Raw genomic sequence first — 23,593 nt, 5'->3', positions numbered from 1 at the left:
CCAGAAAGTGACAGGACATACCATGGCCTTTAATTTAGCTATTAATAACGATATTGCAGTAATCACCTTTGACGACGGAAAAGTTAACGCCGTTGGCTTTGAGCTTATTCAGCAGTTTAACGATGCCTTAGATGAAGCAGAACAAGACGCAAAAGCGGTTGTATTACACGGCGGCGAAGGCAAGTTTTGCGGCGGGTTTGATTTATCGGTAATGAAAGCCGACGACAAAGCAAAACAACAAGAGTTGGTATCAAAAGGCGCTGAGCTAATCGTACGCTTATATAGCTTCCCACTACCTGTCGTCGTTGCTGCAGAAGGTCACAGCATTGCAATGGGCGCAATTATGCTTATGGCTGCTGACCTGCGCATTGGTAAAGACGCAGACACTAAGTATGGTCTTAATGAAACCGCCATTGGCATGGTGCTGCCGCCATTCGGTATGGAACTAGCCAAAGCAAGATTAGCTAACACGTCTCAAACTGAAGCCTTACTTTTTTCACGTATCTACCAAGGCAGTGAAGCGGTTAAAGCAGGCTTTTTAGATGCGGCAGTACCTCAGGAGCAGGTTTTAGCAACGGCTATGGGTTACGCAGAAAAACTCAAGATGTTACCTAGGAAGTCTTTTGCTGAATCTAAAATACAATTGCGTAAAGAAACGATAGAGAAGATGAAAGCTTAGCGCTTAAGTTATAACAACGCGTTGAGACTGGTTGTTTCAACGCGCTGTCTAAAGCAGTTACTTTATGGGTCCGGAGCGGCGTTCAATCTCTTCTTTAAGTGCACTTCTAAGGCCCAATTCAAAACTCAATTCCGCAAGCACAAATAGTGGGCCTATGGCCAACCCCATTATGTCGTCTACGAACGCAGGCTTTTTTCCCTCGAAATGATGACCAATAAATTGCAGTACCCACCCACCGATAAAAATGCCTAACGAGATAGCAAGCCACATATTTATACTAAGCTGAGCAATAGGTTGAGCGAAATAGACCATAGCCCCCGTAATAAATGCCATAACAACGCCCAGTTTTATGTCTAACTTGATATAGAATGCATTGCCTATCACCCACACGAACAGAGCTGGGCTAATGACCATAGCTCCCAAAATGGGAGCATTTACATGAAATGCAGGCTTACTAAGCAAGCAGAGCACCGAAAAAACAATAAGCGGGATGCCTATGTAATGGGTGTAGATGTTTTTCTGATCTCTGTGGTACTTAGCGTACTCACTTAAGTGTTGTTCTAGATTTTTCATACTCCGCCAACATTTTATTTGTATTGTGATGGTCAGTTTACTCCTTGCGGTTACATGCAAACTGTCGGTTTAACGACAAACACAACAAAACTGGCTTAGCATTTACGTTTTTTTAACTGAATAATATTGCTGAACTTAGTCGTGAAAAGCGACTCCTACCGCTATTGATGAATAATAAGTGGAGTTTTCATGAATAAAAGGAAGTACCTTTTGACTTTAGCAGTACCTGCACTTCTCGCCTTAACGGCTTGTAGTTCAGTTTCTTCAATGTATTCGAATGATGAACAAGGACAAAGTAGTGAGGAGAACAAGCTAACACTTTCAGCTAGCCATTGGCAGGTCGAAAGCATAAATCAAGCAGGTATTATCGACTTTAGCCACGTTACTCTTAATGTGAATGTAAATGGTGATGTTAGCAGAATAAGCGGAAGCACAGGCTGTAATCAATATACAGGGGCGCTCGATGTTGCGAATGCAAACAAAGCATTCAGTGCAGAGAGCAATACTCAACCCTTCTCTGCCGATAAAATTGTACTTACCAGAAAGATGTGCGCCCCAGCACTTATGAAACAAGAGCAAGGCTTTGTAGATGCTCTGGCTTCATCGAAAACTTATGCAATATTAAATAACACATGGCTAGTCCTGTTTGACAGCAATGACAACGAAACAGTAAAAGCGATAATTTCGTCTTCCTCCCAAGGTTCCAACTCCAGTAATGCTAATAAACGCGGGCTTGGAACTAAAAAAGGGTCGAAAGTCGCCGCTAAAGAGCAAGACATGGCCGGCGCTACCACGCAAGCCAATAGCAGAACCTATAAGTGTGAGACACCAAACGCCAGTATCACAGAATTACGCGTAAATACCCTTGGCCCAGATACAAAAGCACTCTCGCTCAACAATGCCCATCACATTGTGCAGCTATCACGCTCTGCATCGGGAGCGAAATACACAAACAACAAAGGTGTGGTGTATTGGAATAAAGGTGATGTTGCCACCGTTTCTATAAACTCTGGCTACTACCACTGTACAATTAATCATTAAATTTCAGGCGGCAGTATTACCGTGTAATACTGCCGCCGCATTTTATTTAGAAAGGTTCACTACTATTTATGTCATGCTTCGGCATTTTAGGTAGAGTGCAGAAGCCGCTTTGCACTTGTCATGAGCTACATGTGCTTTGTTCTCACCCTTAACTATTAAGCCGCCTTTAATAAACGGCACTTGTTTGTTTAAACCAATTTGTGGTTTACCTATTCTACTTTACCTACCACTACCCTCTGTCGAATAGTTTCAATTAAACACTTTTTCATAGTTCCCCCTCTTCGGGCTAAAGACTCTCATGTGGAGTTAGCGCTTTATTTATATATTTAATGTTACGCCTTTAACCAATATAAATCAGCTACTTAAGCTACAAACACACGCACTTAACATCCTTATCACTTGCCGTTAAATATGCTTCGACGTTGAAACAATAGTTAGAACACTATACAATTTATTTTTATTGAACAGCCAATTAAAATAAAAACACTGCTTAAGCGCATCTAAATTAACTCCTGTAAAGCCTGCAGAAACACGGCTCAGATAGAGGTGAAGGTAAAGAAAGCTAAAGTGGTGTTTATTAAGCGAAGAGCGATTAGTTCGAACATTTCGAACGCTTAGCAAGAAAAATAGTTTCAACACTATTCATCGTATTGAAACCAAATATGTGTATTAGCTTGTACGTATTTATTTTTCACGCAAAGAGCGCGCTAATTGGCGAGCGTTGTCAGCACTATTAAAAGTAGGAGTTTATGCATGTCATTACCAACTTATCAGAATTTCATTCACGGCAAGCCGATGGCGAACAAAAGCAAAGAAACCTTTGCAGTAACCAATCCTGCAACCGGTGAGGTAATTTATCACGTAGAAGTGGCTGATGAGTTTATCCAACAAGAAGCGATTAAGAGTGCTAAAGAAGGCTTTGCGGTATGGTCAGCAATGATGCCTATCGAAAGAACTCGCATTCTTAACAAGGCGGTTGCACTGCTTCGCGAACGTAATGATGAACTCGCCAAATTAGAAGTGCTTGATACCGGTAAGCCTATTCAAGAAGCTGATTGTGTAGATATTGAAACTGGCGCTGACGTCATTGAGTACTATGCGGGCCTTGCTCCTACTCAACTGGGCACTCAGCAACCCGTTGGCGGTGATTTCTTCTACACGCGCAAAGAGGCACTAGGAATCTGCGCTGGTATTGGCGCGTGGAACTACCCTATTCAAATCGCTTGCTGGAAATCAGGCCCCGCCCTTGCCGCAGGTAATGCGTTTATATTTAAGCCGTCAGAAGAAACCCCAATGGGTGCACTTAAACTGGCTGAAATTTTCACCGAAGCTGGCGTACCTGACGGCGTATTCAATGTGGTTCAAGGCGCAGCACAAGTAGGTCAGTGGCTTACAAACAGCCCTGACATAGAGAAAGTATCGTTTACTGGTGAGGTAGGCACAGGTAAAAAAGTGATGCAAAGCGCCGCTGCGTCGAACTTAAAAGACGTAACAATGGAGCTTGGCGGGAAGTCACCCCTTGTAGTATTCGAAGATGCCGACATTAGCCAAGCTATTAGCGCCGCTATGCTTGGTAATTTTTATACCCAAGGTGAAATCTGCACTAACTGCACCCGTGTTTACGTTCAACGTTCTGTTTATCAAGCCTTTATTGATGAGCTTAAAACCCGTACCGAAAACAATATCATTATGGGTGACCCGCTAGACCCTAATGTAAACCTAGGCGCACTTATCTCTAAAAAGCACCAAGAGCTAGTGCTTAGCTATATTGCGAAAGGGAAAGAAGAAGGCGCAACGCTATTAACCGGTGGTAACGCAGCCTCACCAGCTTCTGCTCCTAACGGCTATTTTGTTGAACCAACAATTTTCACAGATTGCACCGACGATATGACTATCGTTAAGGAAGAGATCTTTGGACCAGTAATGAGCGTTTTGGTTTTCGATGATGAAGACGAAGTGATCGCACGAGCAAACGACACTGAACTAGGTTTGGCCGCGGGGGTATTTAGTAAAGACATTCAGCGCGCGCACCGCGTTATCCACCAGCTACAAGCTGGTATTTGCTGGATAAATGCATATGGTAACTCTCCGGCTGAAATGCCTGTAGGCGGCTACAAACAGTCTGGTATTGGACGTGAAAACGGCGTTGAAACGCTAAATAGCTACACACAGACCAAATCGGTTTATGTAGGTATGAGCCAAATTGAGAGCCCGTTTTAAGCCGCAGTAGGAGTACATATGCAGACATTTGATTACATTATTGTTGGAGCAGGTTCTGCTGGCTGTGTGCTAGCGAACCGCTTATCAGAAAACCCAAAGCACGAGGTATTGCTACTGGAAACCGGTCGCTCAGATAAAAGCATTTTCATAAAGATGCCAACAGCTCTGTCTATTCCAATGAATACCGACAAGTATGCATGGCAATTTAATACTGAAAAAGAGCCGTATTTAAACAACCGTGAGATGCACTGCCCAAGAGGCAAAGTGCTTGGCGGCTCGTCGTCTATTAACGGTATGGTATACGTACGTGGCCATGCCAAAGACTTCGACGAATGGGAAGCACACGGCGCAGAAGGTTGGAATTACCAAGCCTGCCTACCCTATTTCCAAAAAGCAGAAACTTGGTACAAGGGTAACGATGCTTATCGTGGTGGCAATGGTGAACTTGGCGTTAATAACGGCAATGAAATGAAAAACCCACTTTATACCGCCTTTATTAAAGCCGGAGAACAGGCGGGCTACGACATCACGAGCGATTATAACGGCAAGCAACAAGAGGGCTTCGGGCCTATGCATATGACCGTGAAAGACGGTGTACGCAGTTCGGCAAGCCGTGAATATCTTGACCCGGTAAAATCGCGTAAGAATTTAACTATAGTGACTGGCGCGCTGGTTACTAAAGTTGTGCTGGAAAACAAAGTCGCAAAAGGCGTTGAGTATGTGGTTAATGGCAAAGCTGAAACTGCCGCCACATCTAATGAAGTGATTTTAAGTGCCGGCTCTATTGGCTCGCCGCACATCCTGCAGCTTTCTGGAATTGGCGACAAAGAGATTCTTGAAAAAGCAGGCGTCGATGTTAAACACCATCTGCCGGGTGTGGGCCAAAACCTGCAAGATCACTTGGAGTTCTATTTCCAGTACAAGTGCAAGCAGCCAATTACGCTAAACCGCAAGCTCGGCTTAGTTTCGAAAGGGCTAATTGGCGCTCGCTGGTTACTAAACCGTTCAGGTTTAGGGGCTACGAATCACTTTGAGTCTTGCGCGTTTATTCGTTCTAAAGCTGATGTGGAATGGCCTGATATTCAGTACCACTTCTTGCCAGCAGCTATTCGTTACGATGGTAAATCAGCATTCGACGGCGACGGCTTCCAGGTACACGTAGGTCACAATAAACCCAAAAGTAGAGGTAGCGTTACCATTCAGTCGGCTGACCCGACAGTGCCGCCAAAAATCTTGTTTAACTACTTACACCATCAAGATGATATTGAAGGGTTTCGAGCTTGCGTAAGACTAACAAGAGAAATCATCGCACAGTCAGCATTCGACGACTTCAGAGACGGCGAAATTCAGCCTGGCGAGCATATTCAAACAGATGAAGAAATCGATGCCTTTGTGCGCGAAGCTGTTGAGAGTGCTTACCACCCGTCATGTTCGTGCAAAATGGGCGAGGATGACATGGCAGTAGTAGATTCACAAACCAAAGTACATGGCATTAAAGGTCTGCGTGTGGTGGATTCATCCATCTTCCCTACCATTCCAAATGGAAACCTAAATGCACCTACCATAATGGTAGCTGAAAAAGCGGCAGACAAAATTTTGGGTAAACCTGCTTTACCACTACAGAATGTGGCGGTGGACATCCACCCTAATTGGCAAACCGAGCAACGCTAAACGTTAAAGCGATTTCGCACCAGTGTGCTTGTTTTTGCAACAAGCGCACCTTCCACAGTGCCTACATGCCGCCGATTAAGGTGACGATGCGTGTAGCTGGGTGGTCTGTTTAATAACGAAAAAAAGGAAAAAACATGTTTTATTTTTATCAATACTGGGAGGGTGATAATGACAGTATGGCTTAGTGCAGGCATTATTTTCACTCTACTTTCGGTGGCCTATATTTTATTTAAATGGGGCAACATGAAAGTGGTCGGCGTAACGCCAGTTAGAACCTTTACCTTTATTGCTATTCTTTTTACCTCGGGTTTGGATGTGGGCCTTATTATGTTCCCGCTCACTGAATTTGCTGGTTATGCTGACATAAGCGCAAGTCCTGAATACGCATTCACCAATCCGCTCGCCATTGAGTTTGGGTTTTGGGGTTTCTTAATTTGGGGATTCTACTTTCTTACTTGTTTTTATTTCTGCGTAATAGAACCCAAGGTTAAATTCTTCGAGCTTCCTATCGTTAAGTTCGTAAACAACGTGGTAATTATAGGGACCTGTGCTTTCACAGCTTTCTTATTGCTGTCTAACCTTCCATGGTACCTGCCAGCAGTGGGCGATGGAGAATCTATCGTTCCGACTTTTTATCTAATCGTGTTTGCAGCTATTGCCTTTGCTGTTTACTCAAGTACTAGTATTAAATACGTGCGTATTTTAAGCCTCACTACAACGTGGGTATTTATAGCGCTTATTATTGGCATGTGGGCGGCAGCATTTGTGTTTGGTGAAAGCGAGATAACGGCATATTTTACCAACCTGGGGCTTATTGGCGGCTATTTTGCGAATATTGATAACTTCGTACTACCCATAAATGAGTATCATGAATTTTACCTGTTCTGGTGGTTCAGCTGGAGCATCATGATAGGTCAGTTTACGTCTCGTTTCGTGGGCGGTCTTAAAACTTACCAAGTTATGTTGGCTATGATGGTTATCCCATCTATCCCTATCGCTGCCTGGTTTTCAGTGTTGTACCACTATCACAGTGCCGGTATTCCAACAGAAGGAATAACCAATATGGCGATGGTATTTGTAGGTATCGTTTTTGTAATCAACTCACTTGATTCACTAATAAGACTTTATACCGACAACCTTAATATGACTGTGGAACGCATTGGTAAAGGTAACTACATTGCTCTGAACATAGTCGCACTGTCGTTACTTACACTGCTGTTCAAACTAGATTTCTTGCAAATTCAGTGGGTGGGTGCGCTAGTTATCGCTATCTTCTTTAGCTGCTTTGCGTTCATTCTAAGTCAGAAGTTTAAATCGGTGACGGCTATCAAAACCTCGCCGAAAGAAAACAAGATCGACTTTACTAAGATAGAAAATCTCAACTAACTAAATCATTTACTTCTTACCTTCTTAACATTGGCTCACTTTGAGCCAATGGGGGTAAGTATTGCCCGAAGCTCGCGTAAAAGCGCGCTTTAAGAGAAATGGGCGAAATAAAACAACGATAAAAAACAGGTGTTTAACAATGAAAAAATTGAATTCTCTTTTTACATCAACTCACATATTCACAGCGGCTCTTCTAACAGCATTGTATTCTTCAGCCACATTCGCTGATTGGAGCGCCAATATCTCTGCAGTATCAGATTATACCTTTAACGGTTTAAGCCAAACACAAAACGACCCGGCTCTTCAGGGAGGTGTTGATAAAGCTTTTGATAACGGGACTTACGTTGGTACTTGGGCATCTAACGTTGATTTTGGTGGCGACACCAACCTTGAGTGGGACGCCTACATTGGTCGTTACCAAATGCTCACTGAAGCTGTCAGCATTGACTATGGCATTGCCTACTACTCTTATCACGGCGGTGACGATTCAAGCGACGGTAACTATCCGGAAATTTATACTAAATTCGGCTATGCGAGCGACTATGGTAATACTGAGCTTAACCTGTGGTACACGTGGGATTACTTTGGCACAGGCTCGAGACACGCAGTTGCTATGATTGCTCACACCTTTGAACTTGCACCTAACCACAATCTTCGTGCAAGCTTTGACGTATCTAACTCTTTAGACAGCGATACTTGGGTATGGCGTGACGAAAACACGTCTTTCTATCACTACCGTTTGGCCTATCAGACAAGCTACAAAGGATTAGACTTTGAAATTGCTGCTGAAAACACAAACCTTGATATAGATACCGCCGACGAGCGTATTGTATTTGGTGTATCAAAGACCTTTAGCTTCTAAATTTCGATCTCTGGCATAGTTTTTACGAAATAATTTCGTACTAATTTGAATGCATGCGAGCACCACATTCCCGGTGCTCGTTGTTTCAAATGCTTTTAATTAATCGCGCTCAGCTACTTGGCGATTAAAATGTCCATGCAATAAAGCGGCTTAGCTTGCTTCCCTGCCCCATATCAACCACTTTACACTGGGTTGCACCGTAATAGTTGATACTGGTTTTTATAGGTTTTAGGTGAGCACTTTTGGAGACTAAGCAGGTAAACCACTCTACGTTGTTTTTTACCGATACGCTTTCTTGCACCATGCGCTGAATAAAAGCCAGTTCGCCGCCTTCACACCACAATTCATTAGCTTGACCTGCAAAATTTAAGTTCGCATTCTGCCTTTGGTAAGAGGCATTTTTGCCGTACAGCTTGGTTGTACGACCCCCTAAACCTTGAACTTGATTATCGGTAAACTTTCCACCACTTCGCTTCTGCTTATTGCGAGTTAAATTGGATGTTTTTCTTCGTGTGCCAGACAGCGCTTCTTGGGCAGACTTATGAAACGGAGGGTTGCACATAGTAAAGGTAAACCGTTCGTTTCCTTTAATGACGCCGTTAAAAATGTGCGCACTATTCGTTTGTTTACGAACTTGGAACTTATCGGCCAAGACACTATTTTTGCTAGCAATGACACTAGCGTTTTTTACAGCAGCTTCATCAACGTCACTACCTACGAACGACCAATCATAAGATGTAACGCCGATAATAGGATAGATAGCATTTGCGCCCACGCCTATATCTAAACCACGTACGTCTCGCCCACGTCCATTTTTTAAATTAGAACTTGCTGATTTTAATAAGTCAGCTATACCGTGGATATAGTCGGCCCTACCAGGTACAGGTGGGCATAAGTAGCCGTCGGGTATATCCCAGTAGTCAAGCCGATAATAGTGACGAAGCAAAGCTGCATTAAGTAGCTTTACAGCTTGTGAATTAGTGAAATCTATACTGATATTGCCACTTTTAGCTTTAACGAGAAAAGGCTTAAGCGCAGGGTATGACTGACACAGCGCACCCATTGGATAGCCGTTCTTATGTAGATTTTTAGGATGCATGAAGCGCTACTTTTTGTGTGAAACTAAAAACTGAGATTGCACGTTTTCATCGAGCAACTGGGCGCCACTACCTTGGGCAGCCACCTTATCGTCAGTATTGTAAAGCCTACAGCGCTCTAATGACAAACACCCACAGCCAATACAGCCTTCCAACGAGCTTTTTAAACTGGTCAGCGCCGCAATGTTTGCCTCAATATGCTTATTGAATACTGTGCTCAGTTTAGCCCAATCGGCTTGGGTAGGTGTTCTGTTATCTGGCAGCGTAGACAATAAGTTCTTTATTTGCGCAAGGGTATAACCCATATTTTGCGCGATTAAAATAAAAGAAACTCTGCGAATAACAGAGCGAGGGAAAGCTCTATTACCTCCACTGGTGCGCACTGAAGGAATAAGCCCTTCGTTAGCATAATAGCGAATTAACGAAACAGCATTGCCAGTGCGTTTAGCAATAAAGCCAATGCTTACCATAGGTTCTGGTGCCATAACGCCCCTTATTCCAATTTCGAAATAGCGAGTAAAAAACGCTTGATCTAAAGTTAGCTTTAGATATTAGGCTGTTTTGCGTTGATTATCTACACAAGGAAAAACACATGACAGTTGCATACTTAGAGCACACAAATATTACCGTTCAAGACCCAGATCAGTTAGCTAGCTTGCTTTGCACGCTGTTTGGTTGGAAAGTAAGGTGGAGCGGCGGCGCTAAAAATGACGGCTACACCGTACACGTAGGAAACGATAGAGACTACCTTGCCCTTTACAGGCCCAAAACTATCAATGATATAAAAAGCGATTATAAAACTTTGGCCAACATCAATCATATTGGCATTGTTGTGCCAAATTTAGACGAAACCGAACAGCGGGTTCTTGCCTTAAATTTCAATACCTACAGCCACGGTGATTATGAACCAGGTAGACGCTTTTATTTTATGGCACAGCAAAACATAGAAATTGAAGTCGTTTCATATGTGTAATGCCATCGAGTGTTACACCTAGCTGAACTTTCAATTTTAGTGTTAGATTAACCTTACCTCACTCGTGCGCGTTTTACTTAGCTTTTTGTTTGCTAAGTTTGTTTACTAAAAATGAACGAGCACTGTGATCATTTCAATAATAATAGACAGGAAACATGGATGAGAAAGGTACTAGCGATAAGTTTAGGTTTAGTAATGTTATCCCTATCGGCAAGCGCATGGGCAGATAACATACTTAGTATGAAACAGAGAAGCGAGCTGATTGATAAGATCACCGTTGAACGCTTCAATTCCGTACTCCCCCCAATAATGGAACGTGAAGGCATCGACATGTGGGTGTTGATGTCACGGGAATACAACGAAGACCCTGTTTTAAGAACCATGCTGCCTTCAACCTGGATTTCCGCACGACGCCATACCATGTTAGTCATTTATAACCCAGGCAATGGTCAACCACTGGAACGTTTAGCCGTTGCGAGATATGCAGTAGGCTCGCTATTTAAAAAAGCGTGGGACAAGGAAGCACAACCTGATCAATGGAAAGCCTTGCAACACATTATAGAAGCCCGAAATCCCTCGAAAATAGCCATTAATACGTCAAATGCATTTGCTCTTGCAGATGGCATGACGGCTACCGAACACGAAAAATTTATGGGTGTACTTTCTGAAGAATTAAAAAGCCGCGTTGTTAGCGGTGAAAGGCTGGCTATAGGTTGGTTAGAAACGCGAAGTGATCTGGAAATGCAGTATTATCCCGTACTCACTCAAATTGGTCACTCGCTGATAGCGACAGCATTTTCAAATGAAGTCATCACACCTAACGTAACCACTACAGACGATGTTGTCTGGTGGCTTCGGGATCAAACTCGTGCCTTAGGGCTCACCAATTGGTTTCATCCTACGGTTTCCATCCAAAGACAAGACAATGAAGTGTTCGATCAGATCAGTGCTTTCAGCAAACGTCCAGGAGAAAACATCATTCAACCGGGCGACCTGATACACGTTGACTTTGGAATTACCTACTTGCGACTTAATACGGATCAACAGCAGCATGCTTACGTATTAAAACCAGGAGAAAAAGATGCGCCTGCTTCACTTAAAAATGCGCTTAAGGCGGGTAACCAGCTGCAAGACATACTGACTGGTAATTTTAAAGTAGGTAGAACAGGTAACGCTATTTTGAGTATGTCGCGACAGCAGGCTATCGAACAAGGTATTACGCCCGCTATTTATACTCACCCGCTGGGTTTCCATGGGCACGCAGCTGGCCCAACGATAGGAATGTGGGATGCACAAGAAGGTGTGCCGATTCAGGGTGACTACCCTATGTTTGCACAAACGGCTTACTCAATAGAACTCAATGCAGCGAGCTTTATTAAAGAGTGGAACAAAGAAATTAGAATTATGCTGGAAGAAGATGCATTTTTTGACGGGAAGTCAGTAACCTATTTAGATGGTAGGCAGACCGAGCTTCATTTGATTCATTCTGATGAAAAGCGATAAATAAGCGTAGAGCTTCGCGTTTTTTCCAAAAGTAAGAGTTATCGATTGGCGAGAAAAGCCAGTGTAGAAAAGGGATTTAGAAGTAAATACGTAAAGTGTCAGGCCTTTCGCCTTTTCAAGCGAAAGGCCATGAAACTGTACAAAATATTAGCAGTAGGTTGCTATCCTAAAACGCGGTCTTATTCAGCTGCTGTGCGAACTACTACGTTTTCTGCGCTGTATTCACGAACAAAGTCAGACATTTCTTTGTGGTTACAGATGATGTTTTCACCTTCCAAACCAAACTTCGCTAGTGCTGCATCTTTACCTACAGAAAGTGCTTCTAGACACGCTTGTGAAGCAACATCTTTATTCTTTGCAACAAGTGCTACTGTTTTAGCGTTTTCAGTTGTCTTGTTGTTTTTGTACATGTAAGCGAAAGTGCGAAGCGACTCACCGTTACAACGTACAGATGCACTGAACTCTTCAGCGTTAAAACCATTTGCGCGGATAAGGCGCAGAGCTGGTCCAAAACCTTCTTTAGCCGCAGTTAAACACGCTTGTGTTTCGATGTTGTCGTTAATTGGTTTTAGTACTACATCTTTTGCGAAAGATTGAGTAGCAGCAACAGTTAATGTTAAAGCAATAGCGAAAGTAGACAGTTTCATTTTTTGAATTCCTATTTTGTAACTAAATTAGATATCACCTAAGTGATGTGTACATTATGAACAAAACTTTCAAAAAATAAAGCATTTTTCGTAATTTAATTACAGAAAATGAGAATTAAACATACAGATCACGACAAAAATGAAAGTAATTTACATAAAATAACAACATTTATATAAAAATTTACATATAAGTCTTTTTAGTTACAGGTTGCCCATTATGGGCGCACAAAAAAGCGCGCATGAAATTACTTTCAGCGCGCTTAATTCAAAAAATTATAGTGGGGTAATAGCCGTTGTCAGCGTAACCTTAAATTTTTGACCTACAAAATGAGATCGTGCATCCAATTAAGTGATGGCAACTGCTGTTCTGGTTGGTAAAAGAGACGATTCAGCCTACCCAGTAAATTAACTGAACGACTGGGATCATGGGCTTTCACCCTGTGCTCACTTTCGGTAAGCATGAATTCCCAAGGCTGAAGATTGAGGTCGTCTACTTCTTCTTGCGTGACACCAAGTGACTTCAGTGTTGATAAAATGCGTTCTGTCTTACTTTCGATAATAGGGATAATCTCATTGCCATAGAGATCATCGAGCGGTTTATTGATAGCTTCCAAAGTGTGATTTATCGCTGCCCATACCTCATCGTGATCGAACGCCCAGCCCCGCGGAGCATAGTAGCCTTCTATTTCCCATTCAAACTCAGCATTACTCACCGCAATAGAGCTTTCAGCTTCTGGAGAATAGGCTAAATCTGGCTTAGCGCCGATATTGTATGCATCAACACTCATGGCAATACAAATAATCAAATCACCGCAGTGTTGCTTATTTGTGTAAAGCGCTTCGAATGCCGCACGCTTAACGCCCATCCAACCGTGTACTTTTGATGGCTGCTCCACGAAGTGTCTTACATCATCCGGTAAGTCTTCACCATAGGCATCAATGAGCAATGGAAGCGGGTTCTGATCTGGGGCTTCATCGGGCATCCACACTTCGTATTCTTGTCGGTTATCAGCTTTCCCGCGACTTTTTATTCCATAAGACAAATTCACGGGGCGGCAAATACTTCTATCTTCATCTACTTTATGAAAATACTCAGAGCGCATGCGTTTTATAAATGGAGCATCTAACCCCGCTAACGCTGCTGTTGGATAGCGATAGCCTATTTCACTATGTTCAACCATGTGCAGCGTTGGAATAGCTTGCGTTAGCTTATTTTTAAGCCCTGCCAGTGCGTTCACTTTTGGAAGAACAATACTTCTTTCTGGCTCTATAGTAAGCCTGCTTCCATCTTCAGTGACAAATTTTGGTGTTTTGTGAAATTCATAACCTGAGAACCCTAATACATTCACTGCGGCATTTCTATATTGAGAAAGCTCGTTAAAAAGCGCAGTATGATTACGAATATGTTTAAATAACGGTCTTGATACGGTCATATTTACTTCCATTTCAGCTACTTCCGTTCTAATTCAGCGTTTACTCACCTAATTTTGGTCTAAAAAGCGAAGCCATATTTGTGCGCCCATATCATCGTATTTTTTTACAAGGTTACGGTAGCGCTCTCGCATCGCCACATCTACAAATGGTGAAGGCAGTAAAGGGTCAAACACCAAGTGGTATAACGCTCTGTCTCCTATCACATAAGACTCTTTAGTGGCTTCTTCAAGAGGTAAAGTAGGTATTCGAGCAAGAGATTCCTCTATTTCACAGCATCCGACGTTATAAAGCGCCTCTAAGTTTAGGTGGTTCCATAGCTTCATAGCCTTGGCTTGCGTTTGATTATCAAAATCGTTGGCGCTAAACACAAGTGCTTTGCCTGATAGACCAAGAGTGTGAAGTTTTTCTCGCACCTCCCTTATACCACCTGAAAAATTGTTCGGCCTAATATACATATCACTTGCAAGTTTCATCATACCCACAAGTTTAAGTGCACGTTCAGTAGCCCTTAGCTGCTTTTTATCACTTTTAGGGAGTAAACTGGTTTGAGCAATAACCCAATCGTTCTGCCAAGGTACAAGCCCATTTTCATCCTCTCGCCACTGATGTATCTCCTTAGCAAACTTAATTCCCTTGTCAGCCAGTTTATAGTCCCCCCTATCAACCAAGGTGATGAGCTGGGCTGACTGCAAACGGGTTAGCGTTACTCGAATGTTGTTTTCAGAAATACCAAACAGTGATCCCACTCGAACGGCTGCACTAGCATTCATTTTAATATTGTCTCGGGAGCCCAAAAGCTTTAGCAGTAGCTTTCTTGCAACGGGCTTTTTCTCTTTTTCTAATTGCAAACTCTATTTACTTCTTTGTCTCAGATAATGGCTAAGCAGTGGCTAAGCAATAACTTCTGTTTCAACTTACCTAGTTGCTTACAAGGTATAAGCTCGGTCATGCATATTTCCATCATTATATAAACAAAGGCCTGGCACAAACATTACATAATTTATTAATTTTAAACTATTACTGTAATATTCTGGTGCAATGATTTAATGTAAAGCTCAAGGACAACGATACGCTTTACATATTCATTGAGTGGAAATGCCATGACTTCATCTAATCGATTTGTTACGCACCTTGTAGAAAACCAACCCACCATTCCTGCCCCCTACAATTTGTGGCGTGATGATGCGTTGCTACGTGTGTTTGTAAACCAGCATTTGCCGCCATCCCACCAGCAGGACGAAGGTTTGTTAGACAACTATGGTCAACTTGCAGGTGATGCACTTATGAATCATGGAGAACTTGCTAACAAAAATAAGCCAATTCTTCATACATTTGATCGCTATGGCCGTCGTACAGACAATGTAGAGTTTCATCCTAGCTATCACGCGCTTATGGAAAGTGCAATGCAGCACAATGTGCACAACTATTCGTGGAAGCATGAAGGTATTGATGGAGCACATACCATCCGGGCAGCACTAATGTATATGCACTATCAAGCTGAGTCTGGAACGTCTTGCCCACTGACTATGACACACGCAGCGATCCCCGCCATGTGGTATGGTAAAAACTTACCGCCTTACTACTTGGAAAAAACCATTAATGGTGTATACGACCCTCGTTCCCTGCCAGCTAGCCAGAAACACGGACTAACTATCGGTATGGGGATGACAGAAAAACAAGGCGGGTCGGATGTTAGGCGTAATACCACTAAAGCGACTAAGCAAGCCGATGGCAGTTACCGTATTGTAGGGCACAAGTTCTTTTTCTCTGCCCCCATGTGCGATGCGCATCTTATACTTGCACAAGCTAAAGGCGGTTTAAGCTGCTTTTTGCTGCCAAGGGTATTAGAAAACGGTGAACTGAATAACGTTCGAATTCAGCGTTTAAAAGACAAGTTAGGCGATTGGAGCAATGCCTCTTCTGAAGTTGAATTTCAGGACGCCACGGCATATTTAATTGGCGAAGAAGGTCGTGGCGTGCCGGTAATCATCGATATGGTGTCGCTAACCCGATTAGACTGCATGATTGGTTCATCCGCTCTTATGCGGCAATCACTGGTTCACGCTTTACATCACGTAAGTCACCGCGATGCCTTCGACAAAACGCTAATCAACCAGCCTTTAATGCAAAATGTGTTGGCTGACCTAACGATAGAATGCGCAGCTGCTACCGCGCTTACTATGCGCGTTGCAAAAGCGGTAGACAGTACACTGAATAGTAGCCATGAAGCAGCATTGGCAAGGCTGGCCACGGCAATTGGAAAATACTGGATTTGTAAGCGCACACCTATGTTTGTAAACGAAGCGCAAGAGTGTTTAGGTGGTATTGGCTACGTTGAAGAAAACCCCATGCCCCGTTACTACCGCCAAGCCCCACTTAATTCTATATGGGAAGGCAGTGGAAATGTTCAATGCTTGGATGTATTGCGAGCACTTGCTAAGGAGCCTAATGTGAAAGAAGCCTTGTTTAACGAACTTAAAACACAGGCAGGCAAAAATAAGCACTATGATATCCACCTTAGTAAGCTGTTTGACGAGCTATCTAATACGCAGAACATGGAAACGCGTAGCCGATATTTAACTGAGCAAATGGCGCTAGCGCTACAAGCCTGCTCTCTTCTTGCTACGCCGCTCGACAACAACGACGCCCTTATCGATATTGCTCACACGTTCTGTGAATCTAGACTTGGCAACGCGAGTGGCTTTGCTTTTGGTACATTACCCGACACCACGCCGTTTGAGAAGATTATTGCGTTTGGGCAGGTATCATATGCTTAAGCTACTTCGTACATTTTCTGACAATTAATAGTGCGTCTATCGCGCAAAGTTGGGGCGAGCTGTCGCTTTAAACCTTTAGTTCGATGGTAAACTACGAATTTGGACATTCAGATTGACGTTAAACAAAAGAACCACTGATTTAAAATTCGTTAGTCGAAAAGCTAACTAATTGATTTGGTCTTACTTGTGGTTGACAGTATTACCGTAGCGCCATCTGCAGGGATAATATACCTGTGCTTAACAGCATGCTTGCCAAGTAATGATGCGAGACTATTGTGGTCAATCCGACAATGATCCAATGCTCCCATGTGATTACAAATAATTTTCCCAGTGCTTAAGCTTGCTAATTCGATAATTTCGTTTTCGTCCAATAGCAATGGAGCTCCTATATCAAATTGAGCTTTGCCAGTTGGAGCAATAATGTAGTCAGGCTGAACACCTTGAATAAAGTCACGAATTGAGTCGGTAAGCACTGTATCTCCCATTAAATATAAGCTAGGTTCATTTGGCAATTGAATAAAATAACCCGTGCCATGCTCCATGAACGGTGACAACCAACCTCGAGTATGTGTAGCAGGAATACGGTCGATAAATCCACCAAAGAAAGTACTTCTCTTATTCGTCAGTACTCGGGTAAGAATTTGTTTTTTACCAAGGTATTTTTCGTCTCTTGGAGTGCAAAACGTTGGAATTCTATGTTTGGCTAACCAACGAACGCCCGCTCTATCGAGGTGGTCAAAGTGCCCTTTTTGACAGTGAGTAATAAGTGCGTAATCAATATTTCCCTTATATCTATAAAATACATCAGGCAATTCAATGAGGGGATTTCGTTCATCACTTTTGTAGTAACGTAGTTTGGGCAGCGTACCTTTTCTCGCAAGCATCGGATCGATAATCATTTTTCCGTAATCGAATTCAATCAAAACGGTTGCATTTCTAATCTGGGTAAATTTCATAAACTCTCCTTTTTTGACTATGCTAAGGTATAGAGTAAGTCCACAGTCAATCCATGCTTTATGAAAATTTTACAGCTCGAAAAAATGTCGGGTTTACCTAGGGATACAATCCGTTATTACGAAAATATAAGGTTATTGCCAGCCCCCAAACGTAGTGCGAATGGGTATAGAATTTACACTGATGAACACTTAGCCATCTTGCGATTTATCATGCAGGGAAAAGCAATTGGGTTCTCATTGAAAGAGATTAAAACTGGACTAGAGCGCTATCTGAAGTTGGGGTATTTATGCCCTGAGTTCAAGCGAGAGTTAGAAACAAAAAAACGCTTTTTTAGTCAACGGATAAAAGATGATGAAGCAGTTGTAGGATACATAGACGAGATGTTGAAAACCAGTTAGAACTTTATAATCAAAAGACAACACTATGCCTCTGCTATTTTTGTAAATAAGGACAAGCCATTTTAAAGCACCTCAATGCGCGTTAAAGGCGGCATGGCTACTATCCTCTTTGTGATGCTGGAAGCCTAGCGAAACAATTTTGATGAGCAACAACTCGCATCTATAAGTGCCAAAACAACAAAACCTGAGAGACGGCGTTATACTTGAAGCGGGCGTCTAATATCCTCTCTATAAGTAAACGTCAGATGGTTTTTTAGGCAAAACGAGTGTTAGTATGGTGTCTTTGTAGGCAACTTTTAGTTAGCCCTAATTCTACATGGATGTAATATGAAAATTTTACTTTTATTTTTCGCTGTTTTCATTGCAACTAGTAGTAATGCTGTAGTGAAACGGCACGATATTCCCTCCCGAAATTATGCCTTAGAAAAAGTACCCGAATACTTAATCGACCTACCTCACGAGGGTCATGGAGTATTGATAAAACCTCAATGGGTTGTGACAGTCGCTCATACCATTTTTTATAATTACATCGGCAAAAAATTACGCGTTGGCGATAAAGTCTTTAAAATAGAAGAGGTTCACATACATCCACTTTATATTGAACCAGATGAGGTTCTCTTTAAAGGTGATGCAGCTCCCTTGATGAAGTTTCTAGAATCTAGAAGTGACATTGCTTTAATAAAACTAGCTTCCCCTGTTACAACGAAAAAACCAATTGACATCTACCCAAACATTGATCAAGCGGGTCAAAAGATCACGGTATTTGGTCGTGGAGCAACAGGTAACGGAGAAATTGGTGAAAACCTCAAAACAAAATCATTGCGAGAATTGAACCATTTTAGAAACATTATTGAATCCTCAAAAGGAAATTGGCTCACATATAAATTTAATAAGCCACCTGATGCATTGCCCCTTGAGGGAATGCACGGTGCTGGTGATAGTGGCGGAGCTTCAGTGATAATTGAGAATGGTAAGGCTTATTTGGTTGGTTTATCGAGCTGGCAAGTTTGGCGTGGAGATCTTGCTAATTTTAAAGGCGGTTTATATGGTACTACAGCTTATCAAGTTAGGGTGTCAAACTACCGAGACTGGATTGAAAGTGTATCGAGCAACTCGTGAGTCAGGCCTAAGAATACTTATCGTTTAGTTTCAGTTCCTTTTTGCTAGTTTACTCAAGCATTCATATGCCCATAGGTAAAAGATGAACTGTGGCTCTTTGTTTTGAGGTACAGCTAGCACTTTTAGTCGCTGAAACAAGTGTAGACCGGCTTCTTACGACCGAGGTATTCAGGTGGAAAAACTTAATAAAGTTATACATAGCAAAGAAAGTAAAACTGGTGTTGCCATTCAAATTTTTGGCGTAATTTGTTTTTTTGCTGCAATGACGCTTCTTTTTACATCAACTAAATCAAACTCGCCTTCTCTATACTTATTTTTTGCGGGCTTTTTTTCGTTCTCGATTCTTCTATGGGCGATCGGCGCTTATCAGAAGCGAAAATTTTCTAAACTGGGCAAAACACCGTTAACACTGACCCCGTCAGTCTGCACAATTGGCAAGGAATTCAAAGGCTCTATTGAAATTTTACAGCCAAATTTTAATAGAGTTAAAGAGATATCAATTACTCTATGGCACCGCACAATGAGGGGGGACGACAGCCGAAAAGATATAATTTGGGTATCAAGTGCCACAACAGAAATCAATTATGTAGGCGGTAGAACAATCTTAGAATTCAGTTTTGTTATCCCGCATGATAAGCAACCGACAAACAAAGCGTTTATTTCAGAAAACAAATATTTTTGGGAGGCTAGTTTCGAGTTCGTTGAATCAATGCAAAGTATTAAAAGAACTTGGGAAATCCCAGTAAAAATATAACATGCAAATCAATAGGCCTAAAACACTAGGAGCTGAGCCTGTGCCTAGATGGAGCCCCTATCTTGAAGACTGTTATTTGGGTAGTGAATGTCATTAGACTACCGTGAGGAATAAGCGCATATTGACATGACATTCTCAGGTAAAGAAACCAGTGTTGGCGGCTCTCACTCAGTGGCGCAAATTTTGATTTGGTCGATTTTTCTTTTTTGGCCCAAGGCTTTTTAACACATTTTGAGTAGGTAATGGTTAAGTATAAAAAGCTATATACAGCGTGCTTGTTCCTTAATATGTTTCTTCTACCATTATCAACATTTGGGATGTTGGCAAGTATTACTTCTTACTTTTGGAACGAAACTAAAGGAGTAGTTGTTTCGACTAACAGAGTTAAAGTAAGGCTTGGAAACGGTTACATTGAAGAAGCAATGATAGAGTTCACTTACAGCGTTGATAACGTTGAGTACGTTTCAGATATAGTCTCACTCGATCCGACGATAAGGTCTAAAAACAGAACGTTTGCTTTGGATTACCTCAAACAATATTGGACTGGGAAAGAGGTGCGCGTTTTTTTTCCGAGTTTTGGAACGTTAGAAAGAGGTGTAACGTTAAGCACATTTTTTTGGTTCTTCATTGCACTGGTATTGCTATTTTCTGGAAGAGCTTTTAAACGCAAAACTGTTACACCAAATGAACTTACGTAGATTGAAAGTGATTTTGATCAGTCTCACTGCTAGGGCACTTTTTGGTCTGAGTTAAGTCTGCCTTGAACATAACGAAACTTGCCACTAGTGAAAGAGCTAGCAAACCTGATAGTCGCCTGTGTGCCTCATGCAGCTGACCACCTTTTGTTTACGCATACCACACAACCTAAAAAGGATTAACCGAATACCCCTGTTGCGCAAAGCGCGCATGGGCCGTCATGGCTGATAGGTCCATCTTTATTCCGTCTATCAAAGCGTTTTTTTCAACGCCATGAGCCGCAGCTGACTGACCGCACACTATCACTTCAACGCCCTGTTTCATTAATGCAGTAAGCAACGCTTCGTTGCCGTTGGGTTGGCCTTTGCGCTGTTTGAAGAGCTCACTCTTTAGCATTTCTTCTGTGGCAGAGCCATGAACCACAAGTGCAAGGGAAAGGTTTTCCTGTTTCACGCCGTTAGCTACATGCATATTGATAAAACGTGCCAGCGACTCAAACTTACGGTTAACCTCTCCTGGTTTTGCCGATTTGGCTACGTCAAATGCAACTTTGAATGCCTGATTTTCAGTAAAACTGATGCCTTCCACAGGCGCATGCTTTCCGAAAGAGTTAAACACTGGTCCATATTCAAAATCTGATTTAGCTGACACTTGCCCTGTCATAAAGAACGCTACTGCCAAAACAAGTGGCACTTTGCGGGTCACTTTTGTCATACTTATTTCCATGTTTCTCAAACCTTAACGCGCAGGTAGCGCTGTTTTATATACTTCGAACGTCATGTCGCTTACATCGCTGCCAGCATCTTGGATTTTGCTATTGGTATAGTAAAGCGAACCGTTATAAATACTAAAGGTATCAGCCCAGTTCACCACATCGCCTTTTACAAGTGTGCGAAGGTCGAGGCTCGGTGTAAGGTACTGCACTTCTTGCTTTTCTAAATCAGCTAAATAGACGTTGCCCTCATGATAAATCATGCCATCTGGCGCACCTGTTGTAGCGACTTTTCGCACTTTTTTAGCCAACATCTCATTCGATGCTTTCTTTATATCAGAGGTATTAATGGCATACAGTGAATAACCCGACAAAGCATGGAAATATAATGTGTCGTTCAATGTATCTAAGGCGATGCCGTCTGATTGAACGCTCATGTTGAAGGGCTTGCCTTCAATACTCAAAGACTCTACCTCAGCTTTTGTGGTTTCATGATTATCTAAAATGCGATAGCTGGTATTGTCATCAAGGTCATAGACCACTAAGCCTGCATGTGCCGAATCCGTCATGTATATACGATTAGTATTCTCGTCTACGCGTAAATCGTTTATGTAAGAATCAGAGTGATATGCATCGTCGCTAAGGATCAAGGTTCCTTCGATTTCGTTTGAGGCTAAGTCAACAACAAACAAACGAGGCGCATCAACTACCCCGTTAAACTTAGGGTTTCGAGTATCTAAAACATACAGCTTGTCTTTGTGGGCAACCACTGACTGCACGGCCAAAAAGCAATTATTTCTCACCTCGCTTTGCGCTACGCACTCGTTTGTTTCATTATTAGGATATGCAACAAACTCTCCGTTATCGTCAACCTGAGCCACAGAAAAACTTACACCATCTCGCCAATTGGGCGCGTTCACAAATACTCGCCCATCGCGACTCACCGTCACGCCAGTAATTTGTGTGCCTTTAATGTCGCCGACCAATTCAACTTGAGAATCCTGTGCTTCTCGTGCTACGGCATTAATAGAAAAAACTGCCGCTATCGCAGTAACAGTTAACGTGCGCTTAATTCGTTTAATATGCATATCCTTTAAGTTTTTTCTTAAAACATAGTCGAACGCTTACCGTAGACGTTTAAGCGTGCGCTTTGGCATGCATATCGGAAACGGAGTAAGCAGTATTTGATAACAAAGCATACGGTTTAAATACCTTAGCAGAGCACAACTTGACGACAAGTGACGACAATTCAGCGAATTACGCCGAGTGAGTAAAAGGTTGGCGCTTATTGCCCCAGTTGTGTGTTAATTCAGATCTAAAACAGGGTATCCTCTCGTTAAAGTTAGAAATAGTTGAGCCTATCTGCTGACTGAGTAACCTTTTTTACAGCAGTAATTTAGAGAGAGTTTATTATGCGAAGTAGCACTTCAATAGGATGTCACAAAGGGTTTTGGCAACAGAAGTATGGTGTTAAGTCAGCCTTATTGTTGTTGTTAAGTTTAGCGTTAGTTGTTGGGTGCGCCAGCAAACCTCAAGTCAGTGTAGATGACACGCAAAACTTTGCTGACATTAAAACTTTTTATATCCAAGCGCCACTAAACCCTATCAATGAAACTCTCGCTAACCATTTATATTCAACCATAACCGAGCGCTTGATTACCAAAGGTTTAACACCAACAACAGAGAACGAGGCCGATGTGTCAGTAGGTTACCTTCCTTCCACCACAACTAAAGAAGATGGAACCACATTGAATTTAGGGTTGGGTACAGGCACCTTTGGGCGCTCTGGTGGCATTTCTCTCGGCAGTATATTCAGCATACCTGTGGGTGAGCAAACCTCTTTCCAACAAGGTCTTCAAATAGATATAGTAAAAGATGGGAAGTTTATTTATAGCGCATCGGGCAGCGTTGAACTCGAGTCTAAAGACAGTATTAGTATTCAAAATAAGCTCGATGAACTAGTAACAAGTTTGCTTGAACAATATCCAGCAAGAGTTAGTCAGAACTAGCGGAACGCATTAATCAAAGTTGAGAACCACGCTGCTCTCTTAAAACAAATACTGACAACACTATAACGTTCGTAAAAAAAGCGCC

23 protein-coding genes are annotated in these 23,593 nt (G+C 42.3%); 14 read left to right on the top strand and 9 right to left on the bottom strand.

Going from position 1 to position 23,593, the window contains the following annotated elements; genetic code table 11:
• Positions 1-22 precede the first annotated feature (22 nt).
• On the top strand, positions 23-679 hold the full coding sequence (locus ACYTPF_RS06825; protein ID WP_461851668.1) for a crotonase/enoyl-CoA hydratase family protein: 657 nt from the start codon (positions 23-25) through the stop codon (positions 677-679).
• Between the two features lie 57 nt (positions 680-736).
• On the opposite strand, the gene ACYTPF_RS06820 is transcribed toward ACYTPF_RS06825, so the two are convergent.
• Positions 737-1,252: an Mpo1 family 2-hydroxy fatty acid dioxygenase gene (locus ACYTPF_RS06820; RefSeq protein WP_461851667.1), complete on the bottom strand. Its 516-nt coding sequence runs from the start codon at positions 1,250-1,252 to the stop codon at positions 737-739.
• 210 nt (positions 1,253-1,462) lie between these two features.
• On the opposite strand from ACYTPF_RS06820, the gene ACYTPF_RS06815 reads away from it, so the two are divergent.
• The 5 genes from ACYTPF_RS06815 to ACYTPF_RS06795 all read left to right on the top strand — a co-directional run bounded on the left by ACYTPF_RS06815 (position 1,463) and on the right by ACYTPF_RS06795 (position 8,432).
• Positions 1,463-2,293 carry an META domain-containing protein gene (locus ACYTPF_RS06815; protein ID WP_461851666.1) on the top strand — a complete coding sequence of 277 codons (831 nt, stop codon included), beginning with the start codon at positions 1,463-1,465 and terminating at the stop codon, positions 2,291-2,293.
• Between the two features lie 753 nt (positions 2,294-3,046).
• The gene (gene betB, locus ACYTPF_RS06810; protein WP_461851665.1) at positions 3,047-4,513 is read left to right on the top strand and encodes a betaine-aldehyde dehydrogenase; all 1,467 of its coding nucleotides are present in this window, start codon (positions 3,047-3,049) and stop codon (positions 4,511-4,513) included.
• An 18-nt stretch (positions 4,514-4,531) separates the two neighbouring features.
• Positions 4,532-6,184, top strand: coding sequence for a choline dehydrogenase (gene betA / locus ACYTPF_RS06805; protein ID WP_461851664.1), 1,653 nt, complete (start codon positions 4,532-4,534; stop codon positions 6,182-6,184).
• A gap of 168 nt (positions 6,185-6,352) precedes the next feature.
• Positions 6,353-7,570, top strand: a complete 1,218-nt coding sequence (locus tag ACYTPF_RS06800; RefSeq protein WP_461851663.1) for a BCCT family transporter — start codon at positions 6,353-6,355, stop codon at positions 7,568-7,570.
• 139 nt (positions 7,571-7,709) lie between these two features.
• Positions 7,710-8,432 carry a TorF family putative porin gene (locus tag ACYTPF_RS06795; RefSeq protein WP_461851662.1) on the top strand — a complete coding sequence of 241 codons (723 nt, stop codon included), beginning with the start codon at positions 7,710-7,712 and terminating at the stop codon, positions 8,430-8,432.
• Between the two features lie 124 nt (positions 8,433-8,556).
• On the opposite strand, the gene rlmF is transcribed toward ACYTPF_RS06795, so the two are convergent.
• Both rlmF and soxR read right to left on the bottom strand, forming a co-directional pair.
• Positions 8,557-9,531 carry a 23S rRNA (adenine(1618)-N(6))-methyltransferase RlmF gene (rlmF, locus tag ACYTPF_RS06790; protein ID WP_461851661.1) on the bottom strand — a complete coding sequence of 325 codons (975 nt, stop codon included), beginning with the start codon at positions 9,529-9,531 and terminating at the stop codon, positions 8,557-8,559.
• 6 nt (positions 9,532-9,537) lie between these two features.
• Positions 9,538-10,014: a redox-sensitive transcriptional activator SoxR gene (gene soxR, locus ACYTPF_RS06785; protein ID WP_461851660.1), complete on the bottom strand. Its 477-nt coding sequence runs from the start codon at positions 10,012-10,014 to the stop codon at positions 9,538-9,540.
• A gap of 107 nt (positions 10,015-10,121) precedes the next feature.
• Between soxR and ACYTPF_RS06780 the strand changes: the two genes are divergently transcribed.
• Both ACYTPF_RS06780 and ACYTPF_RS06775 read left to right on the top strand, forming a co-directional pair.
• Positions 10,122-10,502 (top strand): VOC family protein, encoded by a 381-nt coding sequence (locus ACYTPF_RS06780; protein ID WP_461851659.1) that lies wholly within the window; start codon positions 10,122-10,124, stop codon positions 10,500-10,502.
• A 159-nt stretch (positions 10,503-10,661) separates the two neighbouring features.
• Positions 10,662-12,005, top strand: coding sequence for a M24 family metallopeptidase (locus tag ACYTPF_RS06775; RefSeq protein WP_461851658.1), 1,344 nt, complete (start codon positions 10,662-10,664; stop codon positions 12,003-12,005).
• 179 nt (positions 12,006-12,184) lie between these two features.
• On the opposite strand, the gene ACYTPF_RS06770 is transcribed toward ACYTPF_RS06775, so the two are convergent.
• From ACYTPF_RS06770 to ACYTPF_RS06760, 3 genes are all read right to left on the bottom strand, one after another.
• Entirely contained in the window at positions 12,185-12,652 is a 468-nt protein-coding gene (locus tag ACYTPF_RS06770) for a DUF3718 domain-containing protein (RefSeq protein WP_461851657.1), read from the bottom strand.
• Positions 12,653-12,972: 320 nt separating this feature from the next.
• Positions 12,973-14,085, bottom strand: a complete 1,113-nt coding sequence (locus tag ACYTPF_RS06765; protein WP_269916936.1) for a hypothetical protein — start codon at positions 14,083-14,085, stop codon at positions 12,973-12,975.
• A 48-nt stretch (positions 14,086-14,133) separates the two neighbouring features.
• On the bottom strand, positions 14,134-14,934 hold the full coding sequence (locus ACYTPF_RS06760; protein WP_461851656.1) for a PaaX family transcriptional regulator: 801 nt from the start codon (positions 14,932-14,934) through the stop codon (positions 14,134-14,136).
• A gap of 252 nt (positions 14,935-15,186) precedes the next feature.
• On the opposite strand from ACYTPF_RS06760, the gene ACYTPF_RS06755 reads away from it, so the two are divergent.
• Positions 15,187-16,863 carry an acyl-CoA dehydrogenase family protein gene (locus ACYTPF_RS06755; RefSeq protein ID WP_461851655.1) on the top strand — a complete coding sequence of 559 codons (1,677 nt, stop codon included), beginning with the start codon at positions 15,187-15,189 and terminating at the stop codon, positions 16,861-16,863.
• Positions 16,864-17,024: 161 nt separating this feature from the next.
• On the opposite strand, the gene ACYTPF_RS06750 is transcribed toward ACYTPF_RS06755, so the two are convergent.
• Positions 17,025-17,819: an MBL fold metallo-hydrolase gene (locus ACYTPF_RS06750; protein WP_461851654.1), complete on the bottom strand. Its 795-nt coding sequence runs from the start codon at positions 17,817-17,819 to the stop codon at positions 17,025-17,027.
• A 60-nt stretch (positions 17,820-17,879) separates the two neighbouring features.
• On the opposite strand from ACYTPF_RS06750, the gene ACYTPF_RS06745 reads away from it, so the two are divergent.
• The 4 genes from ACYTPF_RS06745 (at position 17,880) to ACYTPF_RS06730 (ending at position 20,789) form a co-directional block, all read left to right on the top strand.
• Entirely contained in the window at positions 17,880-18,218 is a 339-nt protein-coding gene (locus tag ACYTPF_RS06745; RefSeq protein ID WP_461851653.1) for a MerR family transcriptional regulator, read from the top strand.
• A gap of 327 nt (positions 18,219-18,545) precedes the next feature.
• Positions 18,546-19,337, top strand: a complete 792-nt coding sequence (locus ACYTPF_RS06740; protein WP_461851652.1) for a S1 family peptidase — start codon at positions 18,546-18,548, stop codon at positions 19,335-19,337.
• A 172-nt stretch (positions 19,338-19,509) separates the two neighbouring features.
• Positions 19,510-20,091, top strand: coding sequence for a hypothetical protein (locus ACYTPF_RS06735; protein ID WP_461851651.1), 582 nt, complete (start codon positions 19,510-19,512; stop codon positions 20,089-20,091).
• 242 nt (positions 20,092-20,333) lie between these two features.
• The gene (locus tag ACYTPF_RS06730) at positions 20,334-20,789 is read left to right on the top strand and encodes a hypothetical protein (RefSeq protein WP_461851650.1); all 456 of its coding nucleotides are present in this window, start codon (positions 20,334-20,336) and stop codon (positions 20,787-20,789) included.
• 166 nt (positions 20,790-20,955) lie between these two features.
• Here the strand turns inward: ACYTPF_RS06730 and ACYTPF_RS06725 are convergent, their stop codons facing one another.
• Together ACYTPF_RS06725 and ACYTPF_RS06720 are read right to left on the bottom strand one after the other, a co-directional pair.
• A complete protein-coding gene (locus ACYTPF_RS06725; protein WP_461851649.1) occupies positions 20,956-21,501 on the bottom strand; it encodes a DsrE family protein in 546 nt (181 codons plus the stop codon).
• A gap of 24 nt (positions 21,502-21,525) precedes the next feature.
• Positions 21,526-22,587, bottom strand: a complete 1,062-nt coding sequence (locus tag ACYTPF_RS06720) for an L-dopachrome tautomerase-related protein (protein ID WP_461851648.1) — start codon at positions 22,585-22,587, stop codon at positions 21,526-21,528.
• A gap of 324 nt (positions 22,588-22,911) precedes the next feature.
• On the opposite strand from ACYTPF_RS06720, the gene ACYTPF_RS06715 reads away from it, so the two are divergent.
• Positions 22,912-23,508, top strand: coding sequence for a DUF4136 domain-containing protein (locus ACYTPF_RS06715; RefSeq protein WP_461851647.1), 597 nt, complete (start codon positions 22,912-22,914; stop codon positions 23,506-23,508).
• Positions 23,509-23,593 lie beyond the last annotated feature (85 nt).

The organism is Alteromonas sp. HB246098, from assembly GCF_054890645.1.
Note: the sequence above shows the minus strand (reverse complement) of the source record. Positions and strands in the feature narration are given on the sequence as shown.

Excerpts from the sequence above, each read along its gene's own strand:
- ACYTPF_RS06765 (WP_269916936.1), bottom strand. The coding sequence starts at position 14,085 with ATGACCGTATCAAGACCGTTATTTAAACATATTCGTAATCATACTGCG.
- ACYTPF_RS06740 (WP_461851652.1), top strand. The coding sequence starts at position 18,546 with ATGAAAATTTTACTTTTATTTTTCGCTGTTTTCATTGCAACTAGTAGT.
- ACYTPF_RS06720 (WP_461851648.1), bottom strand. The coding sequence starts at position 22,587 with ATGCATATTAAACGAATTAAGCGCACGTTAACTGTTACTGCGATAGCG.
- ACYTPF_RS06825 (WP_461851668.1), top strand. The coding sequence starts at position 23 with ATGGCCTTTAATTTAGCTATTAATAACGATATTGCAGTAATCACCTTT.
- ACYTPF_RS06775 (WP_461851658.1), top strand. The coding sequence starts at position 10,662 with ATGAGAAAGGTACTAGCGATAAGTTTAGGTTTAGTAATGTTATCCCTA.
- ACYTPF_RS06745 (WP_461851653.1), top strand. The coding sequence starts at position 17,880 with ATGAAAATTTTACAGCTCGAAAAAATGTCGGGTTTACCTAGGGATACA.
- ACYTPF_RS06755 (WP_461851655.1), top strand. The coding sequence starts at position 15,187 with ATGACTTCATCTAATCGATTTGTTACGCACCTTGTAGAAAACCAACCC.
- betB (WP_461851665.1), top strand. The coding sequence starts at position 3,047 with ATGTCATTACCAACTTATCAGAATTTCATTCACGGCAAGCCGATGGCG.
- ACYTPF_RS06800 (WP_461851663.1), top strand. The coding sequence starts at position 6,353 with ATGACAGTATGGCTTAGTGCAGGCATTATTTTCACTCTACTTTCGGTG.
- ACYTPF_RS06780 (WP_461851659.1), top strand. The coding sequence starts at position 10,122 with ATGACAGTTGCATACTTAGAGCACACAAATATTACCGTTCAAGACCCA.
- rlmF (WP_461851661.1), bottom strand. The coding sequence starts at position 9,531 with ATGCATCCTAAAAATCTACATAAGAACGGCTATCCAATGGGTGCGCTG.
- ACYTPF_RS06715 (WP_461851647.1), top strand. The coding sequence starts at position 22,912 with ATGCGAAGTAGCACTTCAATAGGATGTCACAAAGGGTTTTGGCAACAG.
- ACYTPF_RS06820 (WP_461851667.1), bottom strand. The coding sequence starts at position 1,252 with ATGAAAAATCTAGAACAACACTTAAGTGAGTACGCTAAGTACCACAGA.
- ACYTPF_RS06730 (WP_461851650.1), top strand. The coding sequence starts at position 20,334 with ATGGTTAAGTATAAAAAGCTATATACAGCGTGCTTGTTCCTTAATATG.
- soxR (WP_461851660.1), bottom strand. The coding sequence starts at position 10,014 with ATGGCACCAGAACCTATGGTAAGCATTGGCTTTATTGCTAAACGCACT.
- ACYTPF_RS06795 (WP_461851662.1), top strand. The coding sequence starts at position 7,710 with ATGAAAAAATTGAATTCTCTTTTTACATCAACTCACATATTCACAGCG.
- betA (WP_461851664.1), top strand. The coding sequence starts at position 4,532 with ATGCAGACATTTGATTACATTATTGTTGGAGCAGGTTCTGCTGGCTGT.
- ACYTPF_RS06750 (WP_461851654.1), bottom strand. The coding sequence starts at position 17,819 with ATGAAATTTACCCAGATTAGAAATGCAACCGTTTTGATTGAATTCGAT.
- ACYTPF_RS06725 (WP_461851649.1), bottom strand. The coding sequence starts at position 21,501 with ATGACAAAAGTGACCCGCAAAGTGCCACTTGTTTTGGCAGTAGCGTTC.
- ACYTPF_RS06770 (WP_461851657.1), bottom strand. The coding sequence starts at position 12,652 with ATGAAACTGTCTACTTTCGCTATTGCTTTAACATTAACTGTTGCTGCT.